The sequence below is a fragment of the Halomonas sp. AOP22-C1-8 genome, from assembly GCF_052378905.1.
GTDB lineage: Bacteria > Pseudomonadota > Gammaproteobacteria > Pseudomonadales > Halomonadaceae > Vreelandella > Vreelandella citrativorans.
In genome coordinates, this window is sequence record NZ_JBQSYD010000027.1 from 39,810 (window position 1) to 57,132 (window position 17,323).

Annotated in this window: 17 protein-coding genes; 2 read left to right on the plus strand and 15 right to left on the minus strand. The window is 55.8% G+C overall.

The window, feature by feature from the left end; genetic code table 11:
• Positions 1–49: 49 nt before the first annotated feature.
• Positions 50–2,242: a polyphosphate kinase 1 gene (gene ppk1, locus ACT3TY_RS14165; protein ID WP_444628664.1), complete on the minus strand. Its 2,193-nt coding sequence runs from the start codon at positions 2,240–2,242 to the stop codon at positions 50–52.
• 121 nt (positions 2,243–2,363) lie between these two features.
• Positions 2,364–3,377 (minus strand): porphobilinogen synthase, encoded by a 1,014-nt coding sequence (gene hemB / locus ACT3TY_RS14170; protein ID WP_444621495.1) that lies wholly within the window; start codon positions 3,375–3,377, stop codon positions 2,364–2,366.
• A gap of 172 nt (positions 3,378–3,549) precedes the next feature.
• On the opposite strand from hemB, the gene elbB reads away from it, so the two are divergent.
• Positions 3,550–4,209 (plus strand): isoprenoid biosynthesis glyoxalase ElbB, encoded by a 660-nt coding sequence (gene elbB, locus ACT3TY_RS14175; protein ID WP_444628665.1) that lies wholly within the window; start codon positions 3,550–3,552, stop codon positions 4,207–4,209.
• Positions 4,210–4,328: 119 nt separating this feature from the next.
• Here the strand turns inward: elbB and tatC are convergent, their stop codons facing one another.
• The 13 genes from tatC to ACT3TY_RS14240 form a co-directional block, all read right to left on the minus strand.
• The gene (gene tatC / locus ACT3TY_RS14180) at positions 4,329–5,105 is read right to left on the minus strand and encodes a twin-arginine translocase subunit TatC (RefSeq protein ID WP_444628667.1); all 777 of its coding nucleotides are present in this window, start codon (positions 5,103–5,105) and stop codon (positions 4,329–4,331) included.
• A complete protein-coding gene (tatB, locus tag ACT3TY_RS14185; protein ID WP_444628668.1) occupies positions 5,102–5,533 on the minus strand; it encodes a Sec-independent protein translocase protein TatB in 432 nt (143 codons plus the stop codon). The genes tatC and tatB overlap by 4 nt, the downstream gene beginning before the upstream one ends.
• Positions 5,534–5,536: 3 nt before the next feature.
• Positions 5,537–5,803, minus strand: coding sequence for a Sec-independent protein translocase subunit TatA (gene tatA, locus ACT3TY_RS14190; RefSeq protein ID WP_193053297.1), 267 nt, complete (start codon positions 5,801–5,803; stop codon positions 5,537–5,539).
• Positions 5,804–5,839: 36 nt separating this feature from the next.
• A complete protein-coding gene (locus ACT3TY_RS14195) occupies positions 5,840–6,199 on the minus strand; it encodes a phosphoribosyl-ATP diphosphatase (protein WP_441677263.1) in 360 nt (119 codons plus the stop codon).
• An 84-nt stretch (positions 6,200–6,283) separates the two neighbouring features.
• Positions 6,284–7,906 carry a ubiquinone biosynthesis regulatory protein kinase UbiB gene (gene ubiB / locus ACT3TY_RS14200; protein ID WP_444628669.1) on the minus strand — a complete coding sequence of 541 codons (1,623 nt, stop codon included), beginning with the start codon at positions 7,904–7,906 and terminating at the stop codon, positions 6,284–6,286.
• On the minus strand, positions 7,903–8,562 hold the full coding sequence (locus tag ACT3TY_RS14205) for a ubiquinone biosynthesis accessory factor UbiJ (RefSeq protein ID WP_087105919.1): 660 nt from the start codon (positions 8,560–8,562) through the stop codon (positions 7,903–7,905). Before ACT3TY_RS14205 ends, ubiB begins: the two co-directional genes overlap by 4 nt.
• A gap of 40 nt (positions 8,563–8,602) precedes the next feature.
• Positions 8,603–9,358, minus strand: a complete 756-nt coding sequence (gene ubiE / locus ACT3TY_RS14210) for a bifunctional demethylmenaquinone methyltransferase/2-methoxy-6-polyprenyl-1,4-benzoquinol methylase UbiE (RefSeq protein ID WP_444628670.1) — start codon at positions 9,356–9,358, stop codon at positions 8,603–8,605.
• A gap of 176 nt (positions 9,359–9,534) precedes the next feature.
• Positions 9,535–9,918 carry a gamma-butyrobetaine hydroxylase-like domain-containing protein gene (locus tag ACT3TY_RS14215; RefSeq protein WP_172117387.1) on the minus strand — a complete coding sequence of 128 codons (384 nt, stop codon included), beginning with the start codon at positions 9,916–9,918 and terminating at the stop codon, positions 9,535–9,537.
• A 92-nt stretch (positions 9,919–10,010) separates the two neighbouring features.
• Positions 10,011–11,333 (minus strand): ATP-dependent protease ATPase subunit HslU, encoded by a 1,323-nt coding sequence (gene hslU / locus ACT3TY_RS14220; protein ID WP_444628672.1) that lies wholly within the window; start codon positions 11,331–11,333, stop codon positions 10,011–10,013.
• A 10-nt stretch (positions 11,334–11,343) separates the two neighbouring features.
• Complete coding sequence (gene hslV / locus ACT3TY_RS14225) at positions 11,344–11,877, minus strand: ATP-dependent protease subunit HslV (RefSeq protein ID WP_444628673.1); 534 nt, start codon at positions 11,875–11,877, stop codon at positions 11,344–11,346.
• A 174-nt stretch (positions 11,878–12,051) separates the two neighbouring features.
• Positions 12,052–12,807, minus strand: coding sequence for an SPOR domain-containing protein (locus ACT3TY_RS14230; protein WP_444628675.1), 756 nt, complete (start codon positions 12,805–12,807; stop codon positions 12,052–12,054).
• A gap of 3 nt (positions 12,808–12,810) precedes the next feature.
• The gene (gene argS / locus ACT3TY_RS14235) at positions 12,811–14,496 is read right to left on the minus strand and encodes an arginine--tRNA ligase (RefSeq protein ID WP_444628676.1); all 1,686 of its coding nucleotides are present in this window, start codon (positions 14,494–14,496) and stop codon (positions 12,811–12,813) included.
• A gap of 167 nt (positions 14,497–14,663) precedes the next feature.
• Positions 14,664–16,883 (minus strand): primosomal protein N', encoded by a 2,220-nt coding sequence (locus tag ACT3TY_RS14240; RefSeq protein WP_444628678.1) that lies wholly within the window; start codon positions 16,881–16,883, stop codon positions 14,664–14,666.
• Between the two features lie 148 nt (positions 16,884–17,031).
• On the opposite strand from ACT3TY_RS14240, the gene rpmE reads away from it, so the two are divergent.
• On the plus strand, positions 17,032–17,247 hold the full coding sequence (rpmE, locus tag ACT3TY_RS14245) for a 50S ribosomal protein L31 (protein WP_087105934.1): 216 nt from the start codon (positions 17,032–17,034) through the stop codon (positions 17,245–17,247).
• Positions 17,248–17,323 lie beyond the last annotated feature (76 nt).

The window sequence follows — 17,323 nt, forward strand, 5'->3', positions numbered from 1 at the left end:
TTAACGGCAATACTGCGCTTACTGGATTTTTCCGGTCATGCACATTGTGCTAGCTTTTGGATGCGAACGCGTAAAGCAGGGTTTCCTGAGCGCTGATCGCATCGCTATCACCGGGGTCCTGCAAGCGATAGGAGCCATCGCTTTGCAGCAGCCAGCTCTGGCAATTATCGACCAGGTAGGTTTCCAGGTCTTTACGCACTCGGGTGGCGAGCTTTTTGTCCAATAGCGGAAAGCAGGTTTCGACCCGGTGGAACATGTTGCGCGACATAAAGTCAGCGCTTGAACACCAGGTTTCCGATTTACCGTCGTTATGGAAGTGAAATACCCGGGTGTGCTCCAGAAAACGGCCAATAATCGAGCGCACACGAATGTTTTCAGAAATGCCCGGAAGGTTGGGTTTTAGGCAGCACATGCCACGGATAATCAAATCGCACTCAACGCCCGCCTGGGAGGCACGGTAAAGCGCTTTAATCAGCCTGGGCTCGGTGAGTGAATTACACTTGATAATGATATGCCCGCGCTTACCCTTTTGTGCCAGCTGTGCTTCACGGTCAATCATCTCCACCAAACGCTCATGCAGCGTAAACGGTGCGTGCAGCAGCGTATCAATTTTGCGCGCCCGGCCCATCCCTGAAAGCTGCTGGAAGACCTTGTGCACATCGGCACATAGCGCTTTGTTGGCGGTTAACAGGCTGTAGTCGGTGTAAAGCTTGGCGGTTTTAGAGTGATAGTTACCCGTACCCAGGTGCGCGTAGTGGCGCAGCTCACCCTTTTCACGCCGGACAATATGCAGCATCTTGGCGTGGGTTTTATACGCCATAATGCCGTAAATAACGATGGCCCCGGCTTCCTGTAGGCGAGAGGCAAGCTGAAGATTATCCGCTTCGTCAAAGCGTGCGCGTAGCTCGATAACGACGGTGACTTCCTTACCTTGACTCGCGGCATCCACTAGCGCGCTCACAATAGGCGATTCGGCGCCGGTGCGGTAAAGCGTCTGTTTAATGGCCAGAACGTTTGGGTCGCGAGCCGCCTCACGCAGTAGTTCCTCAATAGGTGAGAACGACTGGAAGGGGTGGTGAAGTAAAACATCGTTTCTGGCAATCGAGTCAAACATGGAGCCGATTTTAAGCGTCTTGGGCACACTCGGCGTATACGGGCGATACACCAGTTCGGGGCGATCAACGTCTCCCAGCACCGACATCATGCGGGTCAGGTTAACGGGCCCTTCAACGCGATAGAGATCCTCGGCATCAAGCTCAAACTGGCGCATTAAAAAGTTGGTCAAGTCGTCGGGGCAATTATCGGCGACTTCCAGGCGTACGCCTCTGCCATAACGGCGGGCCAGCAGTTCGCCTCGCAGCGCCGAGGCCAGGTCAGAAACCTCTTCCGGGTCGACGGTCATGTCGGCGTTGCGCGTCAATCGGAATTGATAGCAGCCGCGCACGCGCATACCGGGAAATAGCTCCTCAGCATGGGCGTGAATCATGGAGGAGAGGAAGATATATTCAGAGTAGCCTTCGGCGCAAAGCGCTTTGGGAAGCGCCATTAAACGCGGAAGCGAGCGAGGGGCAGGAAGAATGGCCATGCCGCCTGCGCGGCCAAAGGCATCTTTACCTTCCAGCTCAACAATAAAGTTAAGGCTCTTATTGACCAGCCGTGGGAACGGGTGCGAAGGATCAAGGCCTATCGGGCTGATGACGGGCATGATCTCGTTATTAAACATCTCATGTACCCACTGCTTTTGCGCTTCGGTCCACTGTGTGCGGCGCCGAAAACGCAGGCCCTGTTGCTCCAGGGCGGGAAGCAGCGTGTCGTTAAGAATTTTGTACTGACGAGCGATCTGCTGGTGGGCAATTTCGGAAATTTCAGCAAGCACCGCCTTGGGCAAACGGCCATCGGCCGCTGTTGTATCATCGCCCATGGCCATCTGGTGTTTTAAACCCGCCACGCGAATTTCAAAAAATTCATCCATGTTGGATGAGAAAATAAGCAGGAACATCAGTCGATTAAGCAGTGGATGCGCATCGTCCAGTGCCTGTTCCAGAACGCGAATATTAAATTGAAGGTGGGAAAGCTCGCGGTTTAAATAGAGTTGGGGATCGTCCAGATCGGTTTCACTAAGGGTATCCTTGGCGTGCACACCGTTGGGCGTACGATTAATGCGTAACGGTAATCCATCCATTTCAACGTTGGGTAGTTCGCTCAGTGATAGCGCTGTAGATGGTGTAACGTGATCGTCCATATAAGGCTCCCCCGCATTAATGGCTTCAAACTAGCATAGCGTGATACCTGCCGTGCAAAGCAGTATGCGGGAGAAAGATGACAGAAAAATGTCATATATCTGTCATCTTGAGGGCGGGCTTCTAGCGTTGGTTCTGCAATAGTCGAGCGGCTTCCAGGGCAAAATACGTCAAGATGCCGTCGGCCCCGGCACGTTTAAAGCACATCAGTGATTCCAGGATCACCGGCTCGGCTTCCAGCCAGCCGTTATCGAACGCGGCGCGGTGCATGGCGTACTCACCACTTACCTGATAGGCAAAGGTGGGCACTTTAAGCTCGGTTTTAACCCGATGCACCACGTCCAGATAGGGCATGCCGGGTTTCACCATGACCATGTCAGCGCCTTCACTGATATCCATGGCCACTTCGTGCAGCGCTTCATCGCTATTGGCCGGGTCCATCTGGTAGGTACGTTTGTCGGCCTTGCCTAGATTGGCCGCAGAGCCGACCGCGTCGCGAAACGGGCCGTAGTATTTGGAAGCGTACTTGGCGCTGTAGGCCATGATCCGCACATTGTGCAGAAGTTCTTGCTCCAGTACTTGGCGGATAGCACCAATGCGACCATCCATCATGTCTGAAGGCGCGACAACATCCGCCCCGGCTTCAGCATGGGAAAGCGCCTGCTTAAGCAGTGTTTCTACTGTGCGGTCGTTCTGAACGTAGCCTTGCTCATCTAAAATACCGTCCTGGCCGTGGCTGGTGTAAGGGTCCAGGGCGACATCGGTAATAATGCCCAGCTCAGGCAACGCCTCTTTAAGCGCGCGCACGCTGCGCTGAACCAATCCGTTGGCATTATAAGCCTCTTCGGCAAGCTCGCTTTTCTGCTCGGTACCTACCACTGGGAAGAGCGCCAGCGCGGGAATACCTAACGCAAACGCTTCCTTAGCTTGTTCAATCAATAAATCAATCGACAGGCGTTCAACGCCAGGCATGGAAGCAATGGCTTCACGCTGATTTTCACCCTCTAAAACAAACACCGGCAAGATTAAATCAGACGGTGTCAGGGTCACTTCCTGCATCAACCTACGGGAAAAATCATCGCGGCGCATGCGGCGCAGCCGAGTGTTGGGAAACTGGCGGGGAGTGAGTGTGCTCAAGAGATCTCTCCGTAATAAAGGGTCATAAATAAAGATGCCCATAGGCTTGGATTGAGTATATCAGGCATGTCTTACGGCGAAAGCCGTCTTGTGGCAAACCGCCACACTGACTAAAGTGAGCGATTGCTTTGCTGTATTGCATTCGGCAGACACTGCGATAAGGGAGATAGGCATGACCAAACAGGTGGCAGTGGTATTAGCGGGTTGTGGCGTTTTTGATGGTTCTGAAATTTATGAAACCACGTTAACGCTGTTGCGTTTGGACCAGTTGGGCATCGGTTATCGCTGCTTTGCGCCCGATATTGAGCAACATCATGTTGTTAACCATCTCACTCAGGAAGCTGTAGAAGGTGAGTCACGCAACGTGCTTCAGGAGTCAGCGCGCCTTGCACGTGGCGACATCCAGCCGATGACTGAGCTAAAGGCTGATGAGTTTGACGCGGTCATTGTGCCGGGTGGGTTTGGCGTGGCGAAGAATTTGTCTGACTTTGCAAGCGCAGGGGACGGCATGCAGGTGTTGGAGGCACTAAAAGACGCGCTTTCCGGCTTTCGGGAAGAGGAAAAACCGATTGGGTTACTGTGTATTGCGCCGGTATTGGTGCCACGGCTTTTGGGTGAGGGTGTTGCGGTTACCGTGGGCCATGACCCAAGTGTGTCGGGGGCTATCAGCGCCATGGGTGGCCTGCATCGCAGCTGCACAGTGGATGACATTGTGGTCGACCTGGAGCACCGAGTGGTCACCACGCCCGCCTATATGCTGGCAACGCGTATCAGTGAAGCCGCCACCGGTATTTTTAAGCTGGTAGACCGCATTGACGAAATGATGGGCTAATAAGCGGTAGACGCTGCGCTATAAAAAAGCCTCTGTCATGAATAATGACAGAGGCTTTTTAACGTGGTGATAACGTCAATAACGATGCGGGTTTCAGGTGGTAGAAGCGCCGTTTACGGCTACTGCTCCTCGGTAACTTGCTCATCACGCCGCTTGCGCACCAGGCGACCAAACAGCAGGCCTACCTCGTAAAGCAGGTACATGGGCAGTGCCAACAGGCTTTGTGATACCACATCTGGCGGCGTTAGCAGCATCCCTATGACAAAGCAGCCCAGAAAAACATAGGGCCGCTTTTTGGAAAGGCTCTCTACGCTGGTGGCGCCCGACAGGATTAGCAAAAAGGTCGCAATGGGGATTTCAAACGCCACGCCAAAGGCGAAAAAGAGCTTCAGTACAAAGTTCAGGTACTGGTTAATATCGGTCATGACCGTGACGTTTTCAGGCCCAGCCTGGGTGAAAAAGGCAAACAGTAGCGGAAATACCACATAGTAGGCAAAAGCCGCACCCGCATAAAAAAGCCCAATACTTGAGACCAGAATGGGAATCGCCAAGGCTTTTTCATTATCGTATAGCCCTGGCGCGATAAACGCCCATGCCTGATGCAGTACAAAGGGTATAGCGATAAAAACGGCGACCACCAGGGTTAGCTTAAAGGGCGCTAGAAAGGGCGAGGCTACTTCGGTCGCAATCATCTGCGAACCCGGCGGTAGCAGAGCCATCAGCGGCTCGGCCACAAAGCCATAGATATCATTGGCAAAAGCATAAAGGCCCAGAAAAACCACTAAAATGACCACCACCGCACGGACAAGGCGCATGCGAAGCTCAATCAAATGCTCAATCAATGGGGCCTGCTGCTGATCGTTCTGGGGTTCCCGAGCGTCGCCAGAGGTACTCATGGGTTCTGACTATCCTTTTTAGAGGTCGCCTTTAAGGGCTCGTTGGAGGTATGGGGCGCCGCTTCGTTCACTTCCCGCTGCGCTTCATCCAACTGGGCACTTGCCTGGGCTACACGTTGCTCCGTTTCACTCTGGCTTGTCGATGAAGAAGTGCTGCGCGAGGAGGGAGTGTCGAGAATACTCTCAACGTCTTTTTTAGCACTCTTCAGACTATCGTTAATGGTCTTTTGCTGTTCGTTCAGCGTTTGGCGCAGCTCTTCTGCTTCAAGCTGCGCGCTAATTTCGCGCTGCATGCCGGATATCGTGCGCTTGATTTTACCAACCCAAAGGCCTGCCGTACGCGCCGCCCGAGGGAGGCGCTCAGGGCCAAGTACCAGTAGTCCCACGACACCGACAAGCATCAGTTCAAGAAAGCCGATATCCAACATAAATTATTTGGGCTCTTCGTTACGGGCCTTGCGATTTTCTTCGGCCTGAACGTCATAAGTGTTGCCAGGTTCTTCGTGGCTAACCTTGGCATGCGGAGGCTCGGCGTCTTTCTTTTCGTCGTCTTTCTCGTCTTCATGCACCGCTTTTTTAAAGCCTTTAACCGCGCCGCCCAGGTCGGTGCCCACATTGCGTAGCTTTTTGGTGCCGAAGATTAAAATAATGATGCCTAATACAATTAGCAGCTGCCAAATACTGATGCCACCTAACATATGCGTATCCTCGTTAATTCAAATGCGTGTTATTTATTATGGCGTACGTGCGGCTTTTTCGTCATGGCCGGAAATGCCAAAGCGCCGCGCCAACTCGTTTAACACATCCTGATGATCCAGCTCCAGGTGAGAGAGCATAACCAGCGTATGGAACCAAAGGTCGGCGGTTTCCGAGACCAGTGCTTGGCGCTGCTCGTGGCTGCCGTGTTCTGCATCCTTTGCGGCAAGCAGCGTCTCGGTGGCTTCTTCACCCACTTTTTCGAGTATCTTGTTCAAACCCTTATGATGCAAGGAGGCAACGTAAGAATCTTCAGAAGAAGCGCTGCGCCGCTGCTTTAGTACCTCGGCGAGGGTGTCCAGCACGGGGGCGTGATTAGACGTTAAAGGGGTATTCATGAGTCTCCTTTACAACAGTGAGCATCATCATTCGTTAGTGAAAGTCCCACCACGTGCGAACGTCCAATCACGGTTATAACAATGCTATTGCCATAACAGTAGCAGCAAGCCAATGGCGGCTGCGCCTAAAATCGGCCAATCCTGAGTAGCGGCCCAACTGGCAAGCGGCTGCCAGGCCAGTGCAATTGCTACCAAGAGCAGGCCAATTCGTAAGCGGTGATGGCGTTTTCCTTGATCCGCCATTTGGCGCTGCATGTGATGAATCGAGTCGACCTGTTGGTGACGCTGGCGATGTTCAACTTCCATCCGGGTCAGCGCCTGGTGGGCAAGAACGGGCAGTTCAGGCAACTGATGAGAAAGCTCAGGCGCTTGGCGCTTTAACGACTCCCACAGCCCGCTAATGCCCGCGCGGTCTTTCATCCACTGTTCAAGATAGGGCTTGGCAGTGCTCCATAGATCAAGTTCCGGGTAGAGCTGGCGGCCAAGGCCTTCAATATTGAGCAGGGTCTTTTGCAGCAGTACCAACTGAGGCTGGACTTCCATATTAAAGCGCCGAGCCGTTTGAAAAAGCCCTAACAGTACTTGGCCAAAGGAAATGTCTTTTAAAGGCTTTTCAAGGATCGGCTCGCAAACGGTGCGGATGGCCGCGGCAAACTCATTCGCGCGAGTATTCTCGCCCACCCAGCCGGACTCGATGTGCAGCGCGGCGACTTCATAATAGTCTTGATGGAAAAATGCCAAAAGGTTACGCGCGAGATAGTCCTGATCCTCGCGGGTTAAACTGCCCACAATCCCACAGTCGATCGCAATGTATTGAGGATCTTCGGGATTATCGCAATTAACAAAAATATTACCCGGGTGCATATCAGCGTGGAAGAAGTTGTCGCGAAATACCTGGGTAAAAAAGAGTTCTACGCCGCGCTCAGCGAGTTTCTTTAAGTTGACCCCACGGGCGGTCAGCGTCTCCATATCCGCGACGGGTACACCGCGAATACGCTCCTGAACCATCACGTGTCGACGTGTGAAAGGCCAATAAATAGTCGGTACAAACAGCAGCGGTGAATCCTTGAAGTTACGCTTGAGCTGTGAGGTGTTGGCCGCTTCTTTATAAAGGTCCAGTTCGTCGAATAGCGTGGCCTCATAGTCGCGAATCACTTCGACCGGGCGCAGTCGGCGGGCTTCAGGCACCTTGGCAAACAGTTTGGCAACCTGATACATCAGCGCCATGTCCTGGCGCATGATGCGGTCGATACCGGGGCGGATAATTTTAACCACCACCTCTTCGCCGGTATGTAGCTTGGCCGCATGTACCTGAGCGATGGATGCCGAGGCAAGTGGCGCCTGCTCGAATTCAGCGAACGCTACATCAAGTGACATCTCCAGCTCTTTTTCGACCCGGGCGGCGGCAAGTTCGCCCGGAAAGGGCGGCACCTGATCCTGTAGGCGCCTAAGCTCGTTGGCGACATCATCCGGCAAGAGGTCTCGACGCGTGGAGAGCATCTGGCCAAATTTGATAAAAATAGGCCCCAGCGCTTCCAGCGCCAGGCGCAATCGCTCGCCACGACTGCGATGACCAACCGAAAAAAGTCGCAGCGGTGAAAACCATAAAAGCGCTCGCAGCCAAAACGGCAGCCGCTCCATGGGGATCAGAGTGTCTAGCCGGTGGCGCGCAATAATCCAAAGAATTTTGAACAGACGCAGGCTCATGCCGACGGCTCCTGTGAGGCAAGCGATGAGTCACGCACCAGACGGCGATGGAGTCGGTTAAAGCGGGCTTCCAAACGGTCAGTTGCCACTTCAAGTTCGGTTAAGTGGTCACGCAGCACATCACGCTGCTGGCGGCCTGGCAGTAAACGCGCTTCTTCAAATACATACTCTGAGACATCCTGAAGAAGCTCATTTTTGGTACGTAGCCCCCAGCGCGTCAGGCGGCGCACGCCTTCCGCCAACGAGTGAGCGGGGATATCGCCCAACCAGTTGGCAAGCTCGGCTTCCCAGTCGATATCCAGGTCAAACAGCAGGTCGCGGGTAGCTTCCAGCAGATGAAGGCGTCCGCGCACCGCGAGCTTGCCGTCAAACATGAGCCGCTCAATGGAGGCGCCGCTGATCCATTCAGAGAAGGTTTCAGGCGTGAGTTCTACCACTGCGTCGACATCGGCTTCGTCTACGTCATCGCCACGGAGTAGGTCAATACCCGCCAAATGGTAATGCAGTACCAGTTGCAGATGCGGCTTTTCCAAACGCACCAAAAGCCGACTGCCCGCCAGGGCCGCTAAGCGAGCCGGTGCGGCAGGGTCGCGAGCGAGCAGGGCATTAAGCGTACGTTCACAACCGGCCAACACAAGTGTCGGGGTTAACAGCATGCTGACCTCGTGATCGTTGATACCACTATCGACGATAACGTCATAACTTGATGCCACGGTGCAGGGCCACAATGCCGCCTGTCAGGTTGGTGTACTCCACCCGCTCAAGGCCTGCTGCTCCCATCATCGCTTTAAGCGTTTCCTGATTCGGGTGCATGCGAATGGACTCCGCTAAATAGCGGTAGCTTTCGCCGTCTCCAGCGACAAGCTCGCCCATTTTAGGCAGCAGGCGGAAAGAGTACTCATCGTAGGCTTTAGAAAGCAGCGGGTTATTGGGCTTGGAGAACTCCAGCACCAGCAAGCGGCCACCCGGTTTTAGCACGCGGGCCATGGAGCGTAGCGCGGCGTCTTTGTTGGTCACATTCCGCAAGCCAAACGCAATCGTAATACAGTCAAAGCTATTGTCAGGGAAGGGCAAGCACTCAGCGTTGGCCTGAACGTATTCAACATTGCCACCGACGCCATTATCCATCAGCTTGTCGCGGCCAACCTTCAGCATGGAGGCGTTGATGTCGGCAAGCACGACTTTGCCGCGTGGGCCAACAATACGTGAGAACTTAAGGGTTAAATCACCGGTCCCCCCCGCGATATCTAAAACGTGGTGGCCGGGGCGAACGCCCGCACGCTCAATGGTGAAGCGTTTCCAGACACGGTGGATGCCCATCGACATTAAATCGTTCATAACGTCGTAACGGGCGGCGACCGAGTGGAATACATCCGCTACACGTGATGCTTTCTCGTCGACCGGGACTTCTTGATAACCAAAATCGGTGGTGCGCTTTTCCGTGGGGCTCATGGGGCTTTAGCTCCCGAGTTCGAGGCGGTAACAATCGACCAGATGGTCGTCGTATAAAAAGGTTGGCGATATTGTAGCCTTGTCTGCCCCAATTTGTCTGCGCTTGGTCGGATGCGCTGGGTCATGGTTTTTGAGTTTGGTTCTTGGGTTATGGTTCTTGAAGCATGCTTCTCGAATCACAGCTGCTTGAATTGGATACCTGCCGGCTCGCGCGATGCACCGGCTTCTTTTAGCCGCTGCAGGTAGTTCTCCCAATAGGCTTTTTGATGCGTGGCGAGTTCAAACAGGTATTCCCAGCTATAAATGCCGCTGCTATGCCCGTCATCAAAGTAAAGCTGTAGCGCATAGTTGCCTGTCTGGACGATGTTTTGTAGCCCGACATCCTTTTTACCGACTTGAAGCACAGCGGTATCACCGCCATGACCACGTACCTCCGCAGAGGGCGAGTAAACCCGCAAAAACTCTATCGGCAGCCGGAAGCTCTCACCGCTGGCATAGCCAAGCTCAAGTTCGCGGGCCTTTTTATGATAGTGAACCCGGTTGGGGGCGGGAGCGTTCATGCACAAACCTCTTGGCTCATTGCCGAGATAGCTTGCCCACCTTCTGCGCCCCATTGAAACAGGCATCAGTGGGCAAGCGATTTAAGCGATCATTACAGGATATAGCGCGACAGGTCTTCGTCGACAGCCAGTTCACCTAGTTGGGCATTCACATAATTGGCATCAATGACCAGCGGGCTGTCCATATCGCCGCCCTTGAACGAGGCTTCTTCCAGCAAACGCTCCATCACGGTGTGCAAGCGGCGAGCGCCGATATTCTCGGTGCCTTCGTTAACCTGCCAGGAGATCTCGGCGATACGCTCAATCCCGTCAGGGGTGAACTCAATATCCAGCCCCTCGGTTGCCAGCAGCGCCTGGTACTGCTTGGTCAATGATGCGGATGGCTCGGTCAGAATGCGCTTGAAGTCGCCCGGCGTTAGCGCATCAAGCTCCACGCGGATCGGCAGACGGCCCTGTAACTCGGGGATCAAGTCAGACGGACGCGCCAAGTGGAAAGCGCCGGATGCGATGAACAGGATATGGTCAGTTTTCACCATGCCGTACTTGGTGGAAACCGTAGAGCCTTCGATCAACGGCAGCAGGTCACGCTGAACGCCTTCACGAGACACTTCACCACCGCTGGATTGTCCGCTGCCCTTGGCAACTTTGTCGATCTCATCCAGGAACACGATGCCGTGCTGCTCTACGGCCTCAACGGCACGCGCTTTGATTTCATCTTCATTCACCAGCTTGCCGGCTTCTTCATCGCGCAGCAGTACCAGCGCTTCTTTGACCGTTACGCGGCGCTGCTCGCGTTTCTGCTGGCCCATGTTGGAAAACAGGCTCTGCAGTTGATTGGTCATCTCTTCCATGCCAGGCGGCGTCATGATGTCGACACCTGTGCTCTGGGAAGATACCTCTATATCGATCTCTTTATCATCCAGCTGGCCTTCGCGCAGTTTTTTGCGAAAGCTTTGACGCGTGCTGGAGTCTTCACGAGGCTTGTCTTCCTGGCCGCGGGGCGGCGGCAGAAGCGCATCAAGCACGCGATCTTCAGCGGCATCGTCGGCACGATGGCCGACTTCCTCTTTGGCATGCTCGCGTACCATTTTCATGGCCGATTCCATCAAATCGCGAATGATGGATTCCACATCGCGGCCAACGTAGCCTACCTCGGTAAATTTAGTGGCTTCTATTTTGATAAACGGTGCACGGGCGAGTTTCGCTAAGCGACGCGCAATCTCGGTTTTACCCACACCGGTCGGCCCGATCATCAAAATATTTTTCGGGGTTACTTCAGGACGCAGGTCGTCGTCAAGCTGCATGCGGCGCCAGCGATTGCGCAGCGCAATGGCAACGGCGCGCTTGGCGTCTTGCTGGCCGATGATGTATTGATCAAGCGCGTGGACGATTTCGCGGGGTGTCATCTGAGTCATTAAGTCAGCCTCAACGTTCGTTGATATTCAGCTCTTCGAGCGTCACGTGATGGTTGGTGAATACACAGATGTCACCGGCAATTTGGAGCGATTTCTCGGTGATTTCACGCGCGGAAAGCTCGGTGTTCTCAAGTAGTGCTCGGGCGCTTGCCTGGGCAAAGTTGCCGCCTGAGCCAATCGCGATAATGCCGCGTTCAGGCTCCACTACATCGCCGTTGCCGGTAATGATCAGCGAGGAGCTGTGGTCAGCGACGGCAAGCAGCGCTTCCAGCCGGCGCAGGGCACGGTCGGTGCGCCAGTCTTTGGCTAGCTCAACGGCCGCCTTGGTCAAGTGACCCTGATACTTTTCAAGCTGGGCTTCAAAGCGCTCAAACAGCGTAAATGCGTCAGCGGTGCCGCCCGCAAAACCGGCGAGCACTTTGCCACGGTAGAGGCGACGCACCTTGCTGGCGTTGCCTTTCATCACGGTGTTGCCAAGTGATACCTGGCCGTCGCCTGCCAGGGCAACCTGATTACCGCGACGTACGGATACGATAGTGGTCATGGAGATAACTCCTTGGGGGAGGCGTGCTCCCGATAACTGAACGGCCGCTTAAACGATGATAGAGCGACCGCCTATAAAAGACGATGAACAATAAAATGCGGGCGGCTGATAAAAAATCAACCGCCCGCTGGGTAACGCCTACCGCTTTATTCGTTTGAGGCCCGGTTCTTAAAATCAGTTTTGCAGCTGTATCAACAAGGGTTCAATGCCTTGCGTGGTCATTAAATCCTGGGCGCGGTTCAACTCGCGTGTGTCTTCGTAAGGGCCTACCTGGACACGGTGCCACGTATCGCCGCCCGCTTGCACTTCGCTGATTTGCGCCAGTAGGCTCAAATTACGTAACCGGCTGCGTAGTTGCTCGGCATCGCTTAGCTCACGAAACGAAGCGGCCTGCAATACGTAACGATTAGGCGCGCTGGTGCTGGCGGGGGCTGTCGGCTGCGCGGTACTTGCCTGCTCTTCCGGCCGCGTGTTGGCCGCAATCACCTGAGCGATAGGGTCGTCAGTTGATGACGTTTGGGTTGAGGCGCTCTCGGCGGCTTGCACATCAACTTGCTCGGCAACTTCCGGGCGGGTAACGCTTGAAGGAAGCGTGACGCCTGGGGCAATGACCTCGGTTTCAGGCAGCAAGGTATAGAACTCGAACGTGGGCATCGAGGGTTCGCTTGCGGTTTCGTTTTCCCTGGCGGCGGCACGCTCGGCACTTTCGGGTTTGGAGAGTACCGTTGCCTGCGGCTGGTCACTTGGCGTGTCCTGCCAGGGCGCCGTGCCGTGCTGGTGCTGAGCAAGGAAAAAACCTGCGGCCATACCGGCAAGACCCCATACCCAGCCCGGCAGGCGAAATCCTCTGCCTTTGGAGGAGCGAGGGGCTTTACGCTGCGAGGTAGCGCCCTGGCGAGAGCGAGCAGGCTTTTTGCGCGGGCTGGCCATGGCTTACATCTCCTCGGGGGCACTAACGCCCATCAAGTCCAGGCCATTACGCAGTACCTGACGGGTTGCCAGACCCAGCGAGAGACGCACGTTACGCAGCGTATCGTCTTCGACCATGACTTTGACCGCGTTGTAGCAGGTATGGAAATCCCCCGCCAGGTCCAGTAGATACTGAGCCACTTGCTGTGGTTCGCGGTTTTTCGCCGCGTTTTGAACCACTTCTGGGTAGCGCGCCAGGCGGTTAAGCACGGCTTTTTCCTGATCGCTTCCCAGCAGCGCGAGATTGGCAAGCGCCAAGGCATGATCAAAAGGCTGACCCGCTGCCTCAGTTTTACGCAGCATGCTGCTTACGCGCGCGTGGGCGTACTGAATGTAGTACACCGGGTTGTCGTTGGACTGCGAGCGCGCCAGGTCAATGTCGAAAGTTAGCTGGGAGTCGGCGCGGCGTGCAGCGAGGAAGAAGCGCGTGGCATCACGGCCCACTTCATCAATCAGGTCGCGCACCGTAACGTAGCTGCCTGCCCGCTTGGAGAGTTTTACTTCAACGCCTGAGCGCGTGACCATCACCATCTGATGCAGTACGTAGTCGGGCCAGCCTTTGGGGATGCCCACTTCCAGCGCTTGAAGGCCCGCTCGCACACGGGTAACGGTCGAATGGTGGTCGGCCCCCTGCTCGTTAATGACGGTGGTAAAGCCGCGCTGCCATTTATCCAGGTGGTAAGCAACGTCGGGCAGGAAGTAGGTATAGCCGCCTTCACGCTTGCGCATGACGCGGTCTTTGTCATCGCCAAAGTCAGTGGTACGCAGCCACATGGCGCCATCTTCTTCGTAGGTGTGGCCGTTGGCGACGAGTTTTTCAACCGCTTCGTTGACCTTGCCGTCCTGATAAAGCGATGACTCCAGGAAGTACACGTCAAATTCAACGCCGAAAGCTTTTAGGTCCAGATCCTGTTCGCGGCGCAGCCAGGCAACGGCAAACTCTTGAATGGCCTCCAGGTCATCAGCGTCTGCCTTGGCGGTTACTTCGCGATCATCAGCGGTAACCGTTTTACCCGCCACGTAGTCGTTGGCGACATCGGTAATGTATTCGCCGCGATAGCCGTCTTCCGGCCAGCTTTCATCATCAGGGCCCAGGTTTTTGGCGCGCGCCTGTACCGAGCGGGCCAGGTTGGCAATCTGTGCGCCTGCATCGTTGTAGTAAAACTCACGCGTGACATCGTAACCGGTTGCTTCCAGCAGGCGGCACAAGCAGTCGCCAATCGCGGCACCTCGGCCGTGGCCTACATGTAACGGGCCTGTTGGGTTGGCCGATACAAATTCGACCTGCACTTTTTCCGCCTTGCCCATCATGCTGCGGCCAAAGGCGTCGCCGCTATCCAGCACTTGCGCCACAATTTGGGCGGCGGCATCAGGGGCGGCAAAAAAGTTGATAAACCCGGGCCCAGCAATTTCGGTTTTTTGAAGTGCATCGCTTTCTGGCAGTGCGGCAATCAACGACTCGGCCAGCTCACGAGGGTTTTTACCGGCAGGCTTGGCCAGCATGAGTGCCAGGTTCGTGGCGTAATCGCCGTGCGCCTTGTCTTTGGTGGGGTCAACTTTGATGTTGGGCTGAAGGTCATCAGGCAGCACGCCTTGGTGCTTAAGCGCATCAATGGCGCCGTTGAGCAGGGAAACAATCGTGTCTTTCATTTAGGTATCCGGGTAACGTCGGTGGCGGCGTGTGCAAGTGCGCACTTACGAAGTGCATCAGCAAAGCGGCCATTATCAGCATTTGGCGCGCAGTTTCAAAGGTGTTGATGCGATCCTTGCATAAGTGCCCTTGGCAATCCTGGCTATTTCAACGGGCGCGACGCAGACTAGGCAAGCGTTTGAGGGTCGATATCAATCGACCAGCGCACCTTGCGCGCCTCGCGGTTGGCCTCAAGCCATTGCACCAGCCAACTGGCCGCCACGTGCAATTGACTGCGTTTATTGGCGGTCAGCATTAAGTGCATGTGGTAGCGATTTTGACGTCGCTCCATGGGCGCAGGCACGGGGCCCAAGCAGTAAGTGGTAAGGCCTGACGTTTTCAGCCACTCGCGCAGCGCCTGGCCCGCCTGTTGCGCTAAGGCAAGGGCAGCCGGTTCCTGGGGGCTTTCGATCCTTAGTAGCGCCATAAACGTGAATGGCGGCAGGTGTGCCTGGCGGCGCTCTTCCAGCAAGTTTCTCGCCAATGCTCCGTAGCCCTGTTCGGCCAGCAGCCCTAAGTGAGGGTCATCCGGATGCAGTGTTTGCACCAGTACCCGCCCCTGGTCGGCTGCACGTCCTGCGCGCCCGGCAACTTGTTCCAGCAGCTGCGCGCTATGCTCCAGGGCACGGAAGTCGGCGGCGTAAAGACCGCCGTCAGCATTCACCACAACCACCAACGTGACGTGGGGAAGATGGTGCCCCTTGGCAAGCATCTGCGTACCCACCAGCAGGCAAGGTTCGCCACGCTGAATCTCTTTTAGAATCTGCTCAAAGCTGTCTTTCTTGCGGGTGCTGTCGCGATCAATACGGTGCACGGTGACCTTGGGGAAAAGGCCCTGGAGCGTCTCTTCGGTACGCTCGGTGCCGCTTCCCAGCGCGCGTAAGTCACCGCTGCCGCACTCGGGGCAGGCATCCGGCAGGGCACGACGACTATCGCAGTGGTGGCAGGCAAGTAACGGCGGCTGGCGGTGCAGCGTCATGCGTGAATCGCACTGGCCGCATTCCGCCATCCAGCCGCAGGCGTGGCAGGCAAGCGTCGGCGCAAAGCCGCGCCGGTTGATGAAAATCAGCACCTGCTTGCCCGCACTCAGGGTGCTTTTGATCGCTTTAATAGCACCCGGTAGCAGGCCCCCTTGACGGCGCTGGTGGCGTAAATCAAGAAGCTCCAGCTTGGCGGGCTGATGACGGCTGGGCCGCTGAGTAAGGCGCAGGTGGCGATAACTACCGGAAAGCGCCTGCTGTAGGCTCTCAAGCGAAGGCGTGGCGCTGCCCAGCAGTAGTGGAATGCCGTGATAATGAGCGCGTGCAACGGCCAAGTCGCGGGCGTGGTAACGCAGCCCGTCGTGCTGCTTGTAAGAGCCGTCGTGCTCTTCATCGACAATGATCGCGCCTGGGTTGGCAAGCGGGGTAAAGATCGCCGAGCGCGTTCCGATGATAATCAGCGCCCGCCCGTTTGCCGCGGCTTCCCAAACGTCCAGCCGTTCGGGGTCGGTTAAGCCGGAGTGGAGTGCCACTACGGGCACCCGAAAGCGGCTTCTAAAGCGCGCCAGGGTTTGCGGCGTCAGGCCGATTTCCGGCACCAGTACCAGCGACTGCTTGCCTTTGGCGGCAATCGCTTCAATCAGCTGAAGATACACTTCTGTCTTGCCGCTGCCGGTAACGCCTTCAAGCAGGCAAGGGTGGTAGCTTTCAAGCTTTTCGTGTAGCGCCGCAAGGGCGGTGGCCTGCTCACGATTGAGCGGCAGTGCCGGTGTGGCAAGCAAACTGCCACTCGGCGTCTCGGGGGCGGTTAGGGTGATTTCCTGGTGGGTGACCAGCCCCTTCTTGCCCAGTGCTAGCAGTTGGTCGCGGCTAAAGCCGTGGGCGCTGACAGCTCGTGAAGGCAGGCCGTGCGGATGCTGACATAAAAGCGCATATAGCTCGGCTTGTTTGGGCGCTCGGCTTAAATCCGGCTGGGTATGCGTTACGGCAAACCACAGCGTTTGCGTGCGCCCAGCCATTGGGTGGCCCTGGCGCAGCCGTGCAGGCAGCGCATGATGGAGCGTATCGCCCAAGCTGTGTTGGTAGTAGCGTGCGGCAAACCGGCATAGCCACAGCCAGTCATTGGGAAGTGGTGCATCATCCAGCGCTTCGCTGACAGCACGTAACTGGCTGCGTGGTAGTTCACTGGTGGCAGCCAGTTCAACTACCACGCCCACCACTTCGCGCCGTCCAAAGGGTACGCGTACACGAAGCCCAGGCTGCCAGCCGCAAGGGGGAGTGCGGCTGGCGGGCAGGTAATCAAACAGGCGTCGGAGTGGGGACGGCAAGGCGACTTTTAGCACCTGCAAAGAAACAGTGTCAGGCAATTGGCCTCCGGCGATAAGTTTTGCTAAAATATGCGGCCGCTCTGAATCTAAACGATCAGACGGTTAACCGGTTAGTAGTTTTTCCAAACCCGTATGCGGTGCCTGGCAACGGATCAGGTGGCGGCATACCGCTTGAGAGATCATCACGATGAGACAAGGTATTCACCCGAATTACAATACGGTCACCGCTAACTGCTCTTGCGGTGCTAGCTTCCAGGTAGGCTCTACTTCTGGCCAGGATTTCTCGCTAGACGTATGCTCCAACTGCCACCCGTTCTACACGGGCAAGCAGAAGCAAGCGACCACCGGTGGCCGTGTAGAGCGCTTCAACAAGCGTTTCGGCGCTGCTGTTAAGCGCGGCTAATCCTGACGGATCAGCCACACTGCAAGTGCGGGTAAAATACCAGGTACTTGTAAGAAAAACCCACGCTACGGCGTGG